16 protein-coding genes are annotated in these 17,027 nt (G+C 74.6%); 9 read left to right on the forward strand and 7 right to left on the reverse strand.

The genetic code is table 11. The annotated features are described in order from the left end of the window. Positions 1–115: 115 nt before the first annotated feature. A complete protein-coding gene (locus tag BLU55_RS13685) occupies positions 116–907 on the forward strand; it encodes a thioesterase family protein (RefSeq protein ID WP_091730688.1) in 792 nt (263 codons plus the stop codon). A gap of 154 nt (positions 908–1,061) precedes the next feature. Here BLU55_RS13685 and BLU55_RS13690 read toward each other — a convergent pair whose 3' ends face one another. Then, on the reverse strand, positions 1,062–2,099 hold the full coding sequence (locus tag BLU55_RS13690; protein ID WP_091730691.1) for a zinc-dependent alcohol dehydrogenase family protein: 1,038 nt from the start codon (positions 2,097–2,099) through the stop codon (positions 1,062–1,064). A 110-nt stretch (positions 2,100–2,209) separates the two neighbouring features. Here BLU55_RS13690 and BLU55_RS19515 point away from each other — a divergent pair, with 110 nt between their 5' ends. Next, entirely contained in the window at positions 2,210–2,359 is a 150-nt protein-coding gene (locus BLU55_RS19515) for a hypothetical protein (RefSeq protein ID WP_157682861.1), read from the forward strand. Positions 2,360–2,411: 52 nt separating this feature from the next. Here BLU55_RS19515 and BLU55_RS13695 read toward each other — a convergent pair whose 3' ends face one another. Continuing rightward, the gene (locus BLU55_RS13695) at positions 2,412–4,190 is read right to left on the reverse strand and encodes an alpha-glucosidase (protein ID WP_091730693.1); all 1,779 of its coding nucleotides are present in this window, start codon (positions 4,188–4,190) and stop codon (positions 2,412–2,414) included. 139 nt (positions 4,191–4,329) lie between these two features. Beyond that, positions 4,330–5,535, reverse strand: coding sequence for a 4-hydroxyphenylpyruvate dioxygenase (gene hppD / locus BLU55_RS13700; RefSeq protein WP_091730696.1), 1,206 nt, complete (start codon positions 5,533–5,535; stop codon positions 4,330–4,332). Between the two features lie 119 nt (positions 5,536–5,654). Here hppD and BLU55_RS13705 point away from each other — a divergent pair, with 119 nt between their 5' ends. Genes BLU55_RS13705 through BLU55_RS13720 form a run of 4 tightly spaced genes read left to right on the forward strand, consistent with a single transcriptional unit; the run spans position 5,655 to position 11,574 of the window. Next, positions 5,655–6,167: an Lrp/AsnC family transcriptional regulator gene (locus BLU55_RS13705; protein ID WP_091730698.1), complete on the forward strand. Its 513-nt coding sequence runs from the start codon at positions 5,655–5,657 to the stop codon at positions 6,165–6,167. Between the two features lie 57 nt (positions 6,168–6,224). Further along, the gene (gene treS, locus BLU55_RS13710; RefSeq protein ID WP_091733930.1) at positions 6,225–8,507 is read left to right on the forward strand and encodes a maltose alpha-D-glucosyltransferase; all 2,283 of its coding nucleotides are present in this window, start codon (positions 6,225–6,227) and stop codon (positions 8,505–8,507) included. Continuing rightward, positions 8,504–9,991: an amidase gene (locus BLU55_RS13715; RefSeq protein WP_091730702.1), complete on the forward strand. Its 1,488-nt coding sequence runs from the start codon at positions 8,504–8,506 to the stop codon at positions 9,989–9,991. The genes treS and BLU55_RS13715 overlap by 4 nt, the downstream gene beginning before the upstream one ends. Continuing rightward, positions 9,988–11,574 (forward strand): LLM class flavin-dependent oxidoreductase, encoded by a 1,587-nt coding sequence (locus tag BLU55_RS13720; RefSeq protein WP_091730705.1) that lies wholly within the window; start codon positions 9,988–9,990, stop codon positions 11,572–11,574. The genes BLU55_RS13715 and BLU55_RS13720 overlap by 4 nt, the downstream gene beginning before the upstream one ends. A 10-nt stretch (positions 11,575–11,584) precedes the next feature. On the opposite strand, the gene ald is transcribed toward BLU55_RS13720, so the two are convergent. After that, complete coding sequence (gene ald / locus BLU55_RS13725; RefSeq protein ID WP_091733932.1) at positions 11,585–12,697, reverse strand: alanine dehydrogenase; 1,113 nt, start codon at positions 12,695–12,697, stop codon at positions 11,585–11,587. Between the two features lie 135 nt (positions 12,698–12,832). On the opposite strand from ald, the gene BLU55_RS13730 reads away from it, so the two are divergent. Next, positions 12,833–13,327: an Lrp/AsnC family transcriptional regulator gene (locus BLU55_RS13730; RefSeq protein ID WP_091730708.1), complete on the forward strand. Its 495-nt coding sequence runs from the start codon at positions 12,833–12,835 to the stop codon at positions 13,325–13,327. Between the two features lie 10 nt (positions 13,328–13,337). Here BLU55_RS13730 and BLU55_RS13735 read toward each other — a convergent pair whose 3' ends face one another. Together BLU55_RS13735 and BLU55_RS13740 are read right to left on the reverse strand one after the other, a co-directional pair. Next, positions 13,338–13,931 carry a GNAT family N-acetyltransferase gene (locus BLU55_RS13735; protein WP_091730711.1) on the reverse strand — a complete coding sequence of 198 codons (594 nt, stop codon included), beginning with the start codon at positions 13,929–13,931 and terminating at the stop codon, positions 13,338–13,340. Then, on the reverse strand, positions 13,928–14,281 hold the full coding sequence (locus BLU55_RS13740) for an Asp23/Gls24 family envelope stress response protein (RefSeq protein WP_091730714.1): 354 nt from the start codon (positions 14,279–14,281) through the stop codon (positions 13,928–13,930). The genes BLU55_RS13735 and BLU55_RS13740 overlap by 4 nt, the downstream gene beginning before the upstream one ends. Positions 14,282–14,402: 121 nt before the next feature. On the opposite strand from BLU55_RS13740, the gene BLU55_RS13745 reads away from it, so the two are divergent. Then, on the forward strand, positions 14,403–15,185 hold the full coding sequence (locus tag BLU55_RS13745; protein WP_197680996.1) for a TetR/AcrR family transcriptional regulator C-terminal domain-containing protein: 783 nt from the start codon (positions 14,403–14,405) through the stop codon (positions 15,183–15,185). Continuing rightward, positions 15,182–15,685 (forward strand): acyl-CoA thioesterase, encoded by a 504-nt coding sequence (locus BLU55_RS13750; RefSeq protein WP_091730719.1) that lies wholly within the window; start codon positions 15,182–15,184, stop codon positions 15,683–15,685. The genes BLU55_RS13745 and BLU55_RS13750 overlap by 4 nt, the downstream gene beginning before the upstream one ends. A 31-nt stretch (positions 15,686–15,716) precedes the next feature. On the opposite strand, the gene BLU55_RS13755 is transcribed toward BLU55_RS13750, so the two are convergent. Next, a complete protein-coding gene (locus tag BLU55_RS13755; protein ID WP_231916876.1) occupies positions 15,717–16,919 on the reverse strand; it encodes an ROK family transcriptional regulator in 1,203 nt (400 codons plus the stop codon). Positions 16,920–17,027 lie beyond the last annotated feature (108 nt).

Consider the following 17,027-nt stretch of genomic DNA (forward strand, 5'->3'; position numbering starts at 1 on the left):
CGGGACCACCCCGGCGACGACTGACGTCCGTCCCCGAGTACCCCGAACCGCCCCGTCCACCACCGACCGACCCCGCGCCGCCCCAGCACCACCCGCGGCGCCGCGAGAGGACCCCATGAGCGAGCCCGCCTTCTACACCCGCGTCGACGAGGACACCTACGACTCGACGCCGGCCACCGCGAGCCCGTGGGACGAGTCGCTGCAGCACGGCGGACCGCCCGCGGCCCTGCTGGCGACCGCGATCGAGGCGACCCGGCCCGACGAGCCGGACTTCCCGATCGCGCGGATCACGGTGGACATGCTCGGGGGCATACCCCAGGGCCGGATGCGCACCGAGGTCGACGTCACCCGGCCCGGCAAGCGCGTCGAGCTGGTCGAGGCGCGGCTCCACGTCGACGACCGGGTCGCGGTCAGCGCCACCGCCTGGCGGATCCGGCAGCCCCCCGGCTCGACCCAGGAGCACGCCGCCGCGCCGCTCGACCTGCCGCCGCTGCCCGACGAGCAGCCGCAGGAGTTCTTCCCCGGCACCTCGCCCGAGTGGGGCTACGGCCGGGCCGTCGACTGGCGCTTCGTCACCGGTGGGTACGCCGCCCCCGGCCCGGCCTCGCTCTGGACCCGGCTGCGGATCCCGCTCGTCGAGGGCGAGCCCACCTCGCCGATCGCCCGGATGCTGGTGGTCGCCGACTCGGCCAACGGCCTCTCGGGCGAGCTGCCGCTGGCCGAGTGGCTGTTCATCCCGCCGACGCTCTCGGTCACGGTGCTCCGCGCGCCGCAGGACGAGTGGCTGTGGTTCGACGCCCACAGCACCATCGGCCCCCACGGCCGCGGCCTGGCCCAGGCCACCCTGGCCGACCGGGCGGGGCTGGTCGCGGTCGTGGCCCAGCCGCTCCTCGTCGCCCCGCGCTGACGGCCTGGCCCTTCGAGACGGGCGTGGCCCTTCGAGACGGGCCCGGCCCTTCGAGACGGGCCTGGCGGCCCTCCTCAGGGACCGAGGTGGGTCATCGGTCCCTGAGGAGGTCGCCCCGGCGACCGTCTCGAAGGGTGGCGACCGTCTCGAGGGGTCAGGGACGCAGCACGGTGATTCCGACCGCGGCCGAGGGGTCGTCGAGGGCGGCGAGCTCCGCCGGGCCCTCGGCCAGGTCGACCACCCGGCGCACCAGCCGGCGCGGGTCGAGGGTGCCGAGCGCGATCAGGTCGAGCATCGCCGGGTAGCCCGCGGCCGGCATGCCGTGGGAGCCCAGCACCTCGAGCTCGCGGGCCACGACGAGGTCCATCGGGATCGCCGAGCGGGCCGCCTCGCCGAGCAGCAGCCCCACCTGCACGTGCCGCCCGCGCGGCCGCAGGCCCGCCACCGAGGCGGACGCGGCCGCCGGCGAGCCGACCGCGTCGAGCGAGACGTGGACGCCGCCGCCCGTGACGTCGCGGACGTGGGCCGCCGGGTCGCGCACGGTCGAGGGGTCCACCACCACGTGGGCGCCGAGCTCGGCGGCCAGCGCCCGGGCGTCGGCGCCCGGGTCCACGGCCACGACGTGCGCCCCCAGCGCCCGCGCGATCTGGACGGCCGACAGGCCGACGCCGCCGCACCCGTGCACGGCGACCCACTGGTCGGGGCGCACCCGCCCGTGGGTGTGGAGCGCGCGGAAGGCGGTGGCATAGCGGCAGCCCAGGGTCGCGGCCGTCACCGCGTCGACCGCGTCGGGCAGCCGCACCAGGTTGGCCGCGGCCCGGGGCACCACCACCAGCTCGGCCCACGACCCGTCGTAGGTGAAGCCGGGCTGCTGCTGGTCGGGGCAGACCTGGGACTCCCCGTCGCGGCACCAGCCGCACCGCCCGCAGCCGACCACGAACGGCACCGTCACCCGGTCGCCGACCGACCAGCCGACCACCTCGGGCCCGACCTCCGAGACCGCGCCGGCCAGCTCGTGTCCCGGCACCATCGGCAGCGGCACGGGGTCGTGGCCCTTCCAGGCGTGCCAGTCCGAGCGGCAGACCCCGGTCGCCTCGACCCGGACCACCACCCCGTCGGGCGGGCAGGTGGGCTCCGGGACGTCGACCACCTCCGGCGGCTCGGCGTACGCCGTGTAGCGCACCGCCCTCATCGTCGGGTCCCACGCGCCAGGTGCCGGATCACCCGCGCAGCCTAGTCGCGCCCGGCGCCCCTCTGGCAGACTCGGTGCACATCCGTTCACCGACCTCGCAGGAGTCCCCCGTGCTCAACGCCCTCTCCGGCATCGGAGCCCTCCAGGACCAGCTGGTCCGCACCAACGAGCTCCTCGACCAGGTCCTCTCCGAGCTCAAGCGCGTCAACGACGAGGGCCTGACCCAGGTCGTCGAGGAGCTGCGCCGCCAGAACGCCTGAGTCGTGGGCCCCACGACGCGCTCCGGCGCGTCGGGGGGCACGACCGCGTCGGTCAGTCCTGCGAGCGGAGCACGCGCGCGGCCCACGGCCCGAGCGGGGCGTACGCCGACGCGGCCGTCCCCTCGTTGGTCAGCACCACCTCGGCGCCGGGCGAGGCCACGACGCCCTCGGCGACCGGGTCGAGCTCGCCGTCGGACAGGTGGGCCAGCACCGTGAGGGTGACGCCGTCGGCCCGGCGGGTGAAGGCCCACAACCGCTCGTGCTCGGGCAGCAGCAGGGTGAAGTCGCCCCGGGCGACCACGGGCTCGTCGTGTCGCAGCGCGATCAGCCGGCGGTAGTGGGAGAAGACCGAGGCGGGGTCGTCGTACTGGCTCTCGGCGTTGACCTCGACGTGGTTGGGGTTGACGGCCAGCCAGGGCTCGCCGGTGGTGAACCCGGCGTGGCGACCGGCGGTCCACTGCACCGGCGTGCGGGCGTTGTCGCGGCTCTTGACCCGCAGCGCGGCCAGCAGCTGCTCGGGGTCGTCGCCGCGGGCCACCCGCTCGCGGTAGTGGTTGACCGACTCCAGGTCGTCGAAGTCGTCGATCGTGGCGAAGGGCGCGTTGGTCATGCCGAGCTCCTCGCCCTGGTAGACGTACGCCGTCCCGCGGTGCAGCTGCAGCACCGTCGCGAGCGCGGTCGCCGAGCGGACCCGGTGCTGCGGCGAGTCGTCGCCGAAGCGGCTGACCGGCCGCGGCTGGTCGTGGTTGCTCCAGTAGAGGCTGTTCCAGCCGACGTCGGCCAGGCCCTGCTGCCAGCGGTCGAGGGTCGCCTTGAGGCGGGGCAGCTCGAGCGGACGCAGGTCCCACTTGCCGCCCGGGCCGGAGTCGAGGTCGACGTGCTCGAAGGTGAAGATCATGTCGACCTCGGCCCGCGCCGGGTCGGTGTAGAGCCGGCCGTGCTCGATCGTGGTGCCGGGCATCTCGCCCACCGTCACCAGGCCGGCGTCACGGCCCGCGAACACCTCGCGGTGCATCTCGGCGAGGAGCTCGTGGATCCGGGGGCCGTTGAAGGTCTCGTCGCCGGGGGCGGCGTACGACCCCGGCGGCGCGCCGGGCGGCACCGGGGCGTCCGCCAGCCCCGGGGTGCCGGGCACGACGCGCTTGCTGATCAGGTTGACCACGTCCATGCGGAAGCCGTCGATGCCGCGGTCGAGCCACCAGCGCATCATCGCGTGGACCGCCTGCCGGACCGCGGGGTTCTCCCAGCTGAGGTCCGGCTGCTCGGGCGCGAACAGGTGCAGGTAGTAGGCGCCGGTGGCCTCGTCCCACTGCCAGGTCGACCCGGAGAAGAAGGACTCCCAGTTGGTCGGCTCCGCGCCGGGCTCCCCGCCGACGTGGCCCTCGCGCGGCGGGCGCCACCAGTAGAAGTCGCGGTAGGGGCTCTCGACCGAGGACCGGGACTCGCGGAACCACGCGTGCTGGTCGCTGGTGTGGTTGACCACCAGGTCCATCACGACCCGGATGCCGCGCGCGTGCGCCTGCGCGACCAGCTCGTCGAGCTGGGCCAGCGTGCCGAACTCCGGCGCGACGTCCTGGTAGTCGCTGATGTCGTAGCCGTTGTCGACCATCGGCGAGGCGTGGACCGGGCTCAGCCACACCGCGTCGACGCCGAGCCGCTCGAGGTGGTCGAGCTTCGAGATCACCCCGCCGAGGTCACCGACGCCGTCGCCGTCGGAGTCGGCGAAGCTGCGCGGCCACACCTGGTAGACCACCCCGGAGCGCCACCACTCGGGTGCCTGCGGGTCGGTGCCGGGCTCGGTCGCGCGGCTGGTGCCGGGGGTGTCGGTCACGCGGGCGATCGTACGACGGGCCTGACCCTTCGAGACGGGCCTGACGGCCCTCCTCAGGGACCGAGGGGGGTGGGCCCTCCTCAGGGACCGAAGCCAGTCCGCTCCCCGAGGAGGTCGCCCTGGCGACCGTCTCGAGGGGTCAGAAGTTGCCGCGCCGCTCCTGCTCGCGCTCGATGGCCTCGAAGAGAGCCTTGAAGTTGCCCTTGCCGAAGCCCAGGGAGCCGTGGCGCTCGATCAGCTCGAAGAACACCGTGGGCCGGTCGCCGACGGGCTTGGTGAAGATCTGGAGCAGGTAGCCGTCCTCGTCCCGGTCGACCAGGATGCCGCGCCGCTGGAGCTCCTCGATCGGCACCCGGACCTGCCCGATCCGAGCCCGCAGCTCGGCGTCCTCGTAGTAGGAGTCCGGGGTGTCGAGGAACTCCACGCCCTCGGCCCGCATCGCGTCGACCGTGGCGAGGATGTCGTTGGTGGCCAGGGCGAGGTGCTGGGCGCCGGGGCCGCGGTAGAACTCGAGGTACTCGTCGATCTGGCTCTTGCGCTGCGCCACCGCCGGCTCGTTGAGCGGGAACTTCACGCGGTGGTTGCCGCTGGCCACGACCTTGCTCATCAGCGCGGAGTAGTCGGTGGCGATGTCGTCGCCGATGAACTCCGCCATGTTGGTGAAGCCCATGACGCGGTTGTAGAAGCCGACCCACTCGTCCATGTGGCCGAGCTCGACGTTGCCGACGACGTGGTCCAGCGCCTGGAACAGCCGGCGGGGCGCGCCCGCGCGGCGGACGAAGGACGAGCTCCGGGCGACGTACCCCGGCAGGTAGGGCCCGTCGTAGCGGCTGCGGTCGACGAGGGTGTGGCGGGTCTCGCCGTACGCCGCCAGGGCCGCGCGGCGGACCGTGCCGTGCGCGTCGGTGACGTCGTGGGGCTCCTCGAGGACCGTGGCGCCCTGGGCCCGGGCGTGCGCGACGCAGCGGTCGACGTCGACGACCTCGAGCGCGACGTCGGTGACGCCGTCGCCGTGGCGGGCGTGGTGGGCGATGACGGCGCTGTCGGGGTCGACCCCGCCGTTGACGACGAACCGCACGCCGCCGCTGCGCAGCACGAACGAGTGGTGGTCGCGGTTGCCGGTCTCGGGGCCGGAGTAGGCGACCAGCTCCATGCCGAGCGCCGAGGTGAAGAAGTGGGCCGTCTGGGTGGCGTTGCCGACCGCCCAGACCACGGCGTCCCAGCCGACCACGGGGAAGGGGTCGCGCGAGGCGTCGTGCTCCACGAGGCCGACCAGCTGCTGGAGCGTGGCGAGGTCGAGGTCGGCGAGGCGCTCCTCGTCGGTCAGGGTCTGCTCGAGGGTCATGCCCCCGATGCTGGACCCGGGGGCGGGGGTCGGCAACCGGTGCAGCCCTCCCTGGTCCGGTTGCCACATCTGGCGCGCGAAACCGCTCTCGGAGTGGGCAACTTGACTACCCTGGGCGGGTGAGCACCCCCGCCGCCCCCGCGCTCGACTCCCTCGACCTCGCCCTGCTCCAGGCGCTGGCCGACCACCCGCGGGTCGGCGACCTCGAGCTGTCGCGGCTGCTCTCGGTCGCCCGCGCCACGGTGCAGGGCCGGTTGCGCCGCCTGGGCGAGGCCGGCGTGATCCGCGGCTGGTCGCCCGAGCTGTCCGCCGCGGCCGCCGGGTTCGACGTCGCGGCCTTCGTCAGCCTCGAGATCGCCCAGGGGGCGCTCGACACCGTCCGCGACGAGCTGCTGGCCATCCCGGGCGTGGTCGAGGCGTTCGTGACCACCGGCACCTCCGACGTGCTGTGCCGCATCGCCGCCGCCTCGCACGCCGGGCTCCAGGGGGTGCTGCTCGACCTCAACCGCAGCACCTCGGTGGTCCGCTCGACCAGCGTGATGGTGCTCTCGACCCTCATCGAGCCGCGGCTGCTGCCGCTGCTGGCCACGACGGCGGCCGGGCGCGAGGCCCGGGCGCCGGCGTACCGCTGAGCCGCTCGCCCCCGGACACCTCACGCGCGGTCGGTCGGGCGTGGAAGCATGGCCGGCATGGCCGACCACGTCCCCGCGACCGACCCGTCCGACGAGCCCGACCAGACGACCGGTGACGAGACCGTCGAGCACGAGGCATCGGAGATCACCTACTCCGAGCAGTTCTTCCCCGCCCGCCCCCGCTCCCTCAAGCCGCGCGCCCGGCTGCGACCCCAGGGCAGCCCCACCCAGGGCGAGGACCGGACCGGCGAGGCCGTCGGCACCAACCCGTTCTACGTCGCGTGGCTGCAGCGCTCCTCGATGCTGCGCGACGCCAACACCATCGCCGGGCAGTTCTCCGGTCGCGGCAGCATGTGGCAGCGGCCCTTCGCCACGCCCGACCCGCGCGAGGCCATCCGCACCGCGGGCGTGTGGTTCACCGCCTACCCGCTGTCGATGCTGACCAAGCCGGGCACGTCCTTCCTCGGCACCCTGGCCGACCCCGCGCTGTGGACGGCCTTCGAGGAGATCGGGATCGACGCCCTCCACACCGGCCCGGTCAAGCGGGCCGGTGGCCTCACCGGCTGGCAGCCGACCCCGAGCGTCGACGGCCACTTCGACCGGATCAGCACGCAGATCGACTCGGCCTTCGGCACCGAGGAGGACTTCCGCACGATGTGCGAGGTCGCCTCCGAGCACGGCGGCACCATCATCGACGACATCGTGCCGGGCCACACCGGCAAGGGCGCCGACTTCCGGCTGGCCGAGATGGCGGTCGAGGACTACCCCGGCATCTACCACATGGTGATGATCGAGCCCGAGGACTGGCCCCTGCTGCCGGAGGTGCCCGAGGGCGCCGACTCGGTCAACCTCGACGCCGAGACCGAGGACCGGCTGGCCAAGGCGGGCTACATCATCGGCCAGCTGCAGCGGGTCATCTTCTACGACCCCGGCGTCAAGGACACCAACTGGTCGGCGACCGCCGCCGTGGTCGGGCCCGACGGCATCGAGCGCCGCTGGGTCTACCTGCACTACTTCAAGGAGGGCCAGCCCTCCATCAACTGGCTGGACCCGTCCTTCGCGGGCATGCGGCTGGTCTTCGGCGACGCGCTGCACTCCCTGGGCGACCTCGGCTCGGGCGCGCTGCGGCTGGACGCCAACGGCTTCCTCGGCGTGGAGATCGGCTCCGAGGGCCTGCCCGCGTGGTCCGAGGGACACCCGCTCTCCGAGGCGGCCAACCACCTGATCGCGAGCATGGTCCGCAAGGTCGGCGGCTTCACCTTCCAGGAGCTCAACCTCACCATCGACGACATCCGCGAGACGTCGGTCGCCGGGGCGGACCTGTCCTACGACTTCGTCAACCGTCCGGCGTACCACCACGCGCTGGCCGTGCAGGACACCGAGTTCCTGCGGCTGACGCTCAACGCCTCCCTCGAGCTGGGCGTGCCGCCGATCGGGCTGGTGCACGCGCTGCAGAACCACGACGAGCTGACCTACGAGCTGGTGCACTTCGCGACCCGCCACAAGGACGAGGAGTACGCCTTCCGCGGCGAGACCGTGCTGGGCGGCGACCTCGCCGAGACCATCCGTGCCGACCTGGTCGCGCGGCTGACCGGGGAGGCGGCGCCGTACAACGCGGTCTTCACCACCAACGGCATCGCCTCCACCACCGCCAGCGTGATCGCCGCGTCGCTGGGCATCACCGACCTCGACGACATCGACGACGACTGCGTCGAGGAGATCAAGCAGGCCCACCTGCTGCTGGCGATGTTCAACGCCTGGCAGCCGGGCGTCTTCGCGCTCTCCGGCTGGGACCTGTGCGGGATGCTGCCGCTGCCGCGCGAGCAGGTGCGCGGGCTGCTGCGCGGGGGCGACACCCGGTGGATCCACCGGGCGGCGTACGACCTGATGGCCTACGGCGAGAACGACTCCTTCACCGGCATGCCCCGCGGCCGCAGCCTCTACGGCCCGCTGCCAGACCAGCTCCGGCAGCCGGGGTCCTTCGCCCGGGAGCTGCGGACCATCCTCGCGGTCCGCGACGCCTCCGGGGTGGCGACCGCGACCCAGGTCGACGTGCCGCCGGTCTCCCACCGCGGCATGCTCGTGATGGTGCACCTGCTGGCCGACGGCAACCACGAGGTGACGGTGCTCAACTTCTCCTCCGACGAGGTCCAGGGCACCGTGCGCTCCAAGCACCTCGTCCCGGGCTCCCAGGTCACCGACCTGGCCGACGGCATGGAGATGGGCCTGGTCGACGACCTGATGGCCTTCAGCGTGACGCTGGCGCCCCACGAGGGCCTGGCGCTGCTCGTCGAGCCGCCGTCCGCGGACGAGGAGGACACCACCGGGACCCAGCCGTGAGCCTGGCCGACCTCTCGGCCACGTCGCTGTCGGGAGCCGTCGGTCGCCGGGAGGTGTCGTGCGTCGAGGTGGTGGCCGACCACCTCGAGCGGATCGACGCCCTCGACCCGCTCGTCAACGCCGTCGTCAGCCGACGCCCGAGCGAGGTGCTGCTCGCCGAGGCGGCGCAGGCCGACACCGAGCTCGCCCGCGGCGAGCACCGCGGCTGGCTCCACGGCCTCCCGGTCGCGGTCAAGGACCTCAACGACGTCCGGGGCCTGCCCACCAGCCGCGGGTTCTTCCGCGACGCCCCGCCCGCCGCGCACGACTCGCTGGTCGCGGCCCGGATGCGGGCGGTCGGAGCGATCGTGGTCGGCAAGACCAACACGCCGGAGTTCGGGCTGGGCTCGCACACCTACAACGCGGTCTTCGGCACGACCCTCAACGCCTGGGACCAGTCGCGCACCGCCGGCGGCAGCAGCGGCGGGGCGGCGGTCGCCGTGGCGCTGCGGATGCTGCCGGTGGCCGACGGCAGCGACTTCTTCGGCTCGCTGCGCAACCCGACCGGGTGGAACAACGTCTACGGCCTGCGGCCGTCCCTCGGCCGGGTCCCCCACGTCGGCGACGAGCTGTGGCTCTCCCAGGGCGGCGTCGACGGTCCGGTCGCCCGCACGGCCGCCGACCTGGCCGCGCTCTTCGGCACCCTGGCCGGGCCCGACGTGCGCGACCCGCTCAGCACCGGCCCCGCGAGGGGGCCGCGGGGTGACCTCGCGGAGCTGGTCGCCCCGGACCTGACGGGGCAGCGCGTCGGCTGGCTGGGCGACCTGGGCGGCTACCTGCCGGTGGAGCCCGAGGTGATGCGCGTCTGCGAGCGGGCCCTGCACGGCTTCGAGGACCTCGGCATGGAGGTGCTCCCCCGCGCGCTGCCCGCCCACGGACGCTTCCGCGGGCCCGACGACCTCTGGTCGGCCTGGCTGCCGTGGCGCCACCTGCTCGCCGGCTCGGCCCTCGAACCGGTGCACGCCGTCCCGGCGCTGCGGGCGCGCATGAAGCCCGAGGCCCGCTACGAGGTCGAGGGGCTGCTCGGCCACGACGGCCAGCCGCCGCTGTCGGCGGCCGCGGTGATGGCCTCCTCGCGGCTGCGCAGCGACCTCTACCGCGCGGTGCTGTCCCTGTTCGACGACGTCGACCACCTGGTGCTGCCCACGGCGCAGGTGATGCCCTTCGACGCCGCGCTCGACTGGCCGCGCGAGGTGGCCGGCCGGGCCATGTCGTCCTACCACCGCTGGATGGAGGTCTGTGCCCTCGGCACCCTCGTCGGCGCGCCCGTCCTGGCGCTGCCCGCCGGCTTCTCGGCCGACGGCCTGCCGATGGGCCTGCAGGTGATCGGCCGTCCTCGTGACGACGAGGCTCTGCTCGGCCTCGCCGCCGCGTGGGAGACCGTCACCGACCACCACCGGGCTCTGCCACCCCTGCTGCGGGGCCTGACGGGAGGGACGTCGTGACCGACCACGGCCACGCCCTGCAGTTCGGCTCCTTCCTCACGCCGTCGGCGGCCCACCCCGACCGCACCGTGGCGCTGGCCCAGCTGTGCGAGCAGGTGGGGCTCGACCTGGTGACCTTCCAGGACCACCCCTACCAGCCGGCGTTCCTCGACACCTGGACCCTGATGGGCTTCGTCGCGGCCCGCACCCGGACGGTCTCGCTCGCCCCCAACGTCGTCAACCTGCCGCTGCGCCCGCCCGCCGTGCTGGCCCGCAGCGTCGCCGCGCTCGACCTGCTCAGCGGTGGCCGCGTCGAGCTGGGCCTGGGAGCCGGCGCCTTCTGGGACGCCATCGAGGCGATGGGCGGCCACCGGCTCGCGCCCCGGCAGGCCGTGGTCGCGCTCGGCGAGGCCATCGAGGTGCTGCGGCAGTCGTGGGACACCGGCGCGCGCGGCGGCGTCCGCGTCGACGGCGAAGTGCACCGGGTGGTCGGCGCCAAGCGCGGTCCCGCACCGGCCCACGACGTCGGCATCTGGCTGGGCGCCTACAAGCCGCGGATGCTCGAGCTGACCGGCCGGGTGGCCGACGGCTGGCTGCCCTCGCTGGGCTACCTGGCCGAGGGCGACCTCGCCGCCGGCAACGCCCGGATCGACGACGCGGCACGGGCCGCCGGGCGCTCGCCCGCGGCGGTCCGCCGGCTGCTCAACGTCACCGGCCGCTTCACCGGCACCCCGGGAAGCGCGCCCCTGGAGGGGCCTGTCGAGCAGTGGGTCGAGGTGCTCGCCGGCCTCGCCCTGGAGCACGGCACCAGCACCTTCGTGCTGGGCTCCGACGACCCCGACGACCTGCGCCGCTTCGCCGGCGAGGTGGCACCGGCCGTCCGGGAGCTCGTCGAGGCCGAGCGGTCCGCCCCAGCCGCCCCGGCTGCCCCGGCCGCCCCGGCCGCCCCGGCGAGGGCCGCGGTCGCGCGGGCCGGGGTCGCGCGGTCGCGCCTGGCGGTGCGGCCCACGCCCGACGACGGCGCGCGTCGCAGCCCGCGACGGGTCTGGGACGAGGGCACCCGGCCGGTCGGCCCCGCGCCCGACCCGGACCGCGACTACACGCCGCACGACCAGGCCACCGGGCAGCACCTCGTGGACGTCCACGACCACCTGCGTGGCGAGCTGGCCCAGGTGCAGGACCTGGTCGAGCAGGTCGCGGCGGGCGCGCTCGGCGTCGCCGCGGCGCGCAGCCACCTGCAGACGATGACGCTGCGGCAGAACAACTGGACCCTCGGCACCTACTGCGAGTCCTTCTGCCGGGTGGTCACCACCCACCACACCCTGGAGGACCAGTCGATGCTGCCGCACCTGCGGCGCTCCGACCCCCGCCTGGCCCCGGTGGTCGACCGGCTGGCGGAGGAGCACCTGGTCATCCACGAGGTCCTGGAGGGGGTCGACCAGGCGCTGGTCGCGCTGGTGGCCGCCCCGGGCGCCGAGGGCATCGAGGACCTGCGGGCGGCCGTCGACCTGCTCGCGGACACGCTGCTGTCGCACCTGTCCTACGAGGAGCGCGAGCTGGTGGAGCCGCTCGCCCGGCTCGGCATGCAGCCGGGCCGGTCCTGAGCCGTCGGGCTCAGGCGAGCACGGACTCCACGCTGACGGACTCGAGGCCCAGCGCCTCGCCGACGGGCGCGTTGGTCAGGCGGCCGGCGTGGGTGTTGAGGCCGAGGGCCAGCGACCGGTCGGCGCGCAGCGCCTGCTCCCAGCCGTGGCCGGCGAGCGCCACGGCGTACGGCAGGGTCACGTTGGTCAGGGCGTACGTCGAGGTGTGGGCCACGGCGCCGGGCATGTTGGCCACGCAGTAGAAGACCGAGCCGTGCACGGCGTACGTCGGGTCGGCGTGGGTGGTGGGCCGCGAGTCCTCGAAGCAGCCGCCCTGGTCGATGGAGATGTCGACGAGCACCGAGCCCGGCTTCATCCGGCTGACCAGCTCGTTGCTGACCAGGGTCGGGGCCTTGGCGCCCGGGACCAGCACGGCCCCGATGACCAGGTCGGCCTCGAGCACGGCGCGCTCGAGCTCGAGCGAGTTGGAGGTCACCGTGCGCAGGGCGCCGCGGTAGAGGCGGTCGGCGGCGCGGAGCTTGTCGACGTCCTTGTCCAGGACGGTGACGTCGGCGCCCATGCCGACGGCGATGGCGGCGGCGTTCATGCCGGAGACGCCGGCGCCGATGACGACGACCTTGGCCGGGTGCACACCGGGGACGCCACCCATGAGCACGCCGCGGCCGCCCTGGGCCTTCATCAGCGTGTGCGCGCCGACCTGGGGGGCCAGCCGGCCCGCGACCTCGGACATCGGGGCGAGCAGCGGCAGCGCGCGGTCGGCGGTCTGCACGGTCTCGTAGGCGATGGCCGTGATCTCGCGCTCCAGCAGCTCCGCGGTCAGCGTGGGGTCCGCGGCGAGGTGGAGGTAGGTGAACAGCGTCTGGCCCGGCCGCATCCGGTCGTACTCCTCGGCGACGGGCTCCTTGACCTTGAGCACCAGGTCGCGGTCCCAGGCCTCCTCGGCCGTCTCGACCAGCTTGGCACCGGCGGCGAGGTACTCCTCGTCGGTGATCGACGAGCCGACACCGGCCCCGCGCTGCACCGAGACCTCGTGACCGCGACCGGTCAGCTCGTGGGCACCGGACGGCGTCAGGGCGACCCGGTACTCGTGGTTCTTGACTTCCGCGGGGACACCGATGCGCATCTGCTGCTCCTTCACTAGGCTGGGTCGAGTGTGCGCGGATGTTTGGTTTCGTCGGTGTTTCGTCGATGATTATTTGGTGGCGAGCCGATTGGACCGATCCAGGTTCGTCCGCGACGACGTCCGGGAGGGGCTGGGGTGAACAACGTTCGGCGCAGCGTGAGCGCCCCGCGCGAGGTCGAGCTCGACGACGTCGACCGCGAGCTGCTGCGGCTGCTCATCCAGGACGCCCGCACCCCCAACAGCACCCTCGCCCAGCGGGTCGGGATCGCGCCCTCGACCTGCCTGATGCGGGTGCGCCGGCTGCAGGAGGCCGGCGTCCTGCTCGGCTTCCAGGCCGTCGTCTCCCCCGAGGCCCTGGGCCTGCAGCTCCAGGCGATCGTCTCGGTCCGCCTGCACGGCCACGCCCGCGCCCAGATCGGCGACGTCGGCGCCCGCCTCGCGGCCCTGCCCGGGGTGCTCAACGTCTACTTCCTCGCCGGCGTCAACGACTTCCAGCTCCACGTCGCCGCCCGGTCGGCCGAGGAGCTGCGCGACCTCGTCGTCACCCATCTCTCGGGCTCCCGCGACATCGCCTCGACCGAGACCAACCTGATCTTCGAGCACATCGGCAACGGCTCGCCGGTGGTGTGAGGCGGGCGCGTCACGCGCGCGACCGACCCGGCGACCCGCCCGGCGCTCCACCGGCCATCCCGGCGAGGATCGCGTCGAGGACCACCGGGTCGAGGGGGCGGTCGGCGTGCAGGCGCCGCACGCCCTCGCCGCGGGGGTCGACCCCGCGCCAGGCGAGGGCGAGGCCGAGCCGCTCGGCCAGGCGCTGGGAGGCGGTGTTGTGCTCGAGCAGGGAGGCCACGACCGGCGTCGCGGGACGGAGCCGACGGGCGGCGTCGAGGGCGGCGCGGGCGAGCTCGGCGGCGTACCCGCGGCCCCAGAACGCCGGGTCGAACCGGTAGTAGAGGTTCCACGCCGTCCGGTCGCCGCGCAGGCTGCAGCCCCCGACGCCGGCGAGGGTGCCGGCCGGGTGGTCGCCGTCGGCCTCGCGAAGCCGGGCCACCCAGACTCCGAGGCCGGCGACCTGCCAGGCGTCGTCGAAGGTCTCGAGCAGCTGCACCGTGCGGAACGCCGTCCGGTGGCGCCCGCGGGGGAAGTGCTGCCACACCGCCGGGTCGGCGTGCAGCGCGTGCACCTCGTCGAGGTCGTCGGCGGCCGGACGGGCCAGCACCAGCCGCGCGGTCACCGGGCCGGCGTGAGCTCGACGAACTCGACGTCCACGGCGCCGACGTGCAGCCGGGTCATCGCACCGACGACGCCGACCACCTCGGCCCGCACCCGGTCCGCCAGGTCGGGGAGCGAGGTGCCGTAGGCGCCGGCCAGCCGGAGCGCCACGCGCAGGGCCTCCCCCGGCAGCGCCTCGACCTGCACGCTGCGCTCGGGCGGCCCGGCGAGGTCGGCCCCGTCGACGTGCTCGACGGCCAGGGCGGCGATCCGCGCGAGGGCCGCGGGCTCGATGGAGGTCCGGGCGGGCTCCTCCGCGAGCGGGGTGCTCGTCAGGCTCGCGGGGGGCGTCGGGGGGTGCGGGTCGTGCATGGTGCTCCTGCCAGCGCGGACGGACGGCTTACGACGTAAGGCGACCAGCCTAGGGCATCCGCTCCTCACGCCCTCACCCGCCGGACTACCCTTCGAGGGTCCCCGCGAGAGGTGGCACGGTTTGTCCCCATCCACAGGTCACGGAGCCCCCGGGCCCGACCTCGACGTCCCCGACGCCGACGCCGCTGCCGTCGCGGGCGAGGCGATGCCCTCGGAGAAGGTCCCGCTCGACCGGGTCCGCATCCTCGACGCGGCCCTGCTCCACATCGACGAGTCGGGCCTGACCGGGCTCACCATGCGCCGCCTGGGCCAGCGCCTCGGCGTCGAGGCGATGTCGCTCTACCGCTACGTCCCGGGCAAGGAGGAGCTCCTCGACGGCGTCGTGGAGACCCTGCTCGGCGAGATGCAGCGCGACGACCACGTGCTGCGCGCCCCCGACGCCGGCTGGCAGGACTTCCTGCAGCGCCTGGCCCACGGCGTGCGGCGGGTCGCGCTCGCGCACCCCAAGGCGTTCCCGCTCGTCGCCTCGCGGCCCCCGGAGGCGCCCTGGCTGCGGCCGCCGCTGCGCAGCCTCGAGTGGGTCGAGGACTTCCTGGCCGGGCTGTGCTCGGAGGGGTTCAGCGACGAGGCGGCCGTGGCGGCGTACCGCGCGTTCACCAGCTTCCTGCTCGGCCACCTCCTGCTCGAGGTCGCCGCCCACGGCGCCGACGTCGGCCCGCTGGACGTGCTCGACGACGGCGAGAGCGACGACGCGGCCGCCCAGCGGCAGCCCACGGTGTGGCGGCTGCGGCACGACCTGGCGCAGGACCACGCGGCCGGCGAGTTCGAGGAGTCGCTCGAGTCGCTGCTGGAGCGCCTGGCCCTCACCCGGGTCGAGCTCTCCGACCAGCCTCGCCTCACGTGAGCACCACCGTCCCCTCGCTCGACGACGTCCGCCGGCTCCCGTCGTACGCCGCGGAGGCCACGACCGTGCCCGACGACTGGGCCGACGAGAACGGCCACATGAACATCGGCCACTACTTCCGCCTGGCCAGCCACGCGGTGTGGCACCGGATGCGCGACCTGGGCATGGCCGAGGACTACATCGCCACCCGGGAGGCGTCCTTCTTCGTGGTGGAGCACCGCATCGGCTACCGGGCCGAGCTGCGCCCCGGCGACCGCTTCGGCGTCCGGGCCGGGCTGGTCGGCCAGACGCCGCGGGCGCTGCACGCCGCGGCGTTCGTGGTCGACGAGGAGCACGACCGGGTCGCCTGCACCCTCGAGGCGCTCCTGGTCCACGTGTCCATGCGGACCCGGCGCTCGACGCCGGTGCCCGACGCGCTGGCCGCGGCCTTCGCGGCGGAGATCGAGCAGCACGCCGGATGGCTGCCCGCGGTGGCCCGGGGCCTGGAGCTGCGCCGCTGAGGGAGCGTGACCGGAGCTGCCGGCAGCCGCCTCAGGAGGCCGCGCGGGCCGCCGCGAGCGCCAGCGCCCGGTCGACGGCCGTGGAGTCGAGCACCTCGCGCAGCGCCATCGCGGCGCAGCCGACCACGCCCGAGCGCTCGCCGTGGCTCAGCGGCACGATCACCAGGTCGCGCGTCGCCAGCGCGGTCGCCAGCGAGTAGAGCGACTCGCGCAGGCCCGCCACGAAGGGGTCGTACGCCGCCGCGAGGTCGCCGCCGACCACGACCGCCTCGGGGTTGAGCAGGTTGACCGCCGCGGCCACGACCTCGCCGATGCGACGCCCGGCCGTGCGCACCTGCTGGCGGGCCTCCGCGTCGCCGTGGGTGGCCAGCGCCACCAGGTCGCGCACGTGGGAGACCTCGTGGCCGGCCTCGCGGGCACCCTGCACCAGGGACCAGCCCGCGGCGACCGTCTCCAGGCAGCCGCGCTCGCCGCAGCGGCACAGCAGGCCCTCGGCGGCGGGCGTCTTGGTGTGGCCGATCTCCCCGCCGGCGCCGAGCCCGCCGCGGACCAGCCGGCCCTCGGTCACGACGCCGACGCCGATGCCGGTCGAGGCCTTGACGAAGAGCAGCTCGTCGAAGGTCTCCAGGTGGCCCCGCCGCTCGGAGAGGGCCATCACGTTGGCGTCGTTGTCGACGAAGACCGGGGCCGAGGTCAGCCCGGCCAGGAACGGCGCGAGCGGGACGCCGTCCCAGTTGCTCATGATGGGCGAGTCGAGGCTGGCCCCGGTCGAGGTGTCGACCGTGCCGGGGATGCTCAGGCCGGTGGCGCGCACCTGCGCGGCGTCGGCCCCCGCCTCGGCGAGCAGCTCCTCGAGCGCGGCCACGACGCGCGGCATCAGCACCTCGGGGGTGAGCCCGACCTCCTGCTCGACGTCGCGCGAGACCAGCACCGACCCGTCGAGGTCGCAGACGCCGAGCTGGGTGCGGCTGCGCCCGATCGCCGCGGCGAGCACCACGCCGGCCGCGCGGTTGAAGCGCAGCCGCACGGGGGGCCGCCCGGCCGACGGCGGGCGCTCGTCCTGGTCGTCCTCGACGCCCTCGACCACGAGCCCGTAGTCGAGCAGCGCCTGCACCCGGGCGGCGACGGCGGTGCGCGAGAGGCCGGTCAGGCGGCCGATCTCGCTGCGGGTGACGGCGCGGCTGTCGCGGACGAGGGAGAAGACCTCACCAGCCGTCGCCGGCCCTCCCAGCACCCCTGTCACGTGCTCCCCCGTCTGCTGTCGGGCCCCTCGTGGAGCCGCTGTCCTGCCCGGCATCCAACCACGCTTCGGTCTTCCGGGGCCTCTGACTGGTCTACTTTA

Origin of the sequence: Nocardioides scoriae, assembly GCF_900104965.1 — a bacterium.
Taxonomy (GTDB): Bacteria; Actinomycetota; Actinomycetes; order Propionibacteriales; family Nocardioidaceae; genus Marmoricola; species Marmoricola scoriae.

Coding starts and splice junctions, on each gene's coding strand:
- BLU55_RS13685 (WP_091730688.1), top strand. CDS start 116: ATGAGCGAGCCCGCCTTCTACACCCGCGTCGACGAGGACACCTACGAC.
- BLU55_RS13690 (WP_091730691.1), bottom strand. CDS start 2,099: ATGAGGGCGGTGCGCTACACGGCGTACGCCGAGCCGCCGGAGGTGGTC.
- hppD (WP_091730696.1), bottom strand. CDS start 5,535: ATGACCCTCGAGCAGACCCTGACCGACGAGGAGCGCCTCGCCGACCTC.
- treS (WP_091733930.1), top strand. CDS start 6,225: ATGGCCGACCACGTCCCCGCGACCGACCCGTCCGACGAGCCCGACCAG.
- ald (WP_091733932.1), bottom strand. CDS start 12,697: ATGCGCATCGGTGTCCCCGCGGAAGTCAAGAACCACGAGTACCGGGTC.
- BLU55_RS13740 (WP_091730714.1), bottom strand. CDS start 14,281: ATGCACGACCCGCACCCCCCGACGCCCCCCGCGAGCCTGACGAGCACC.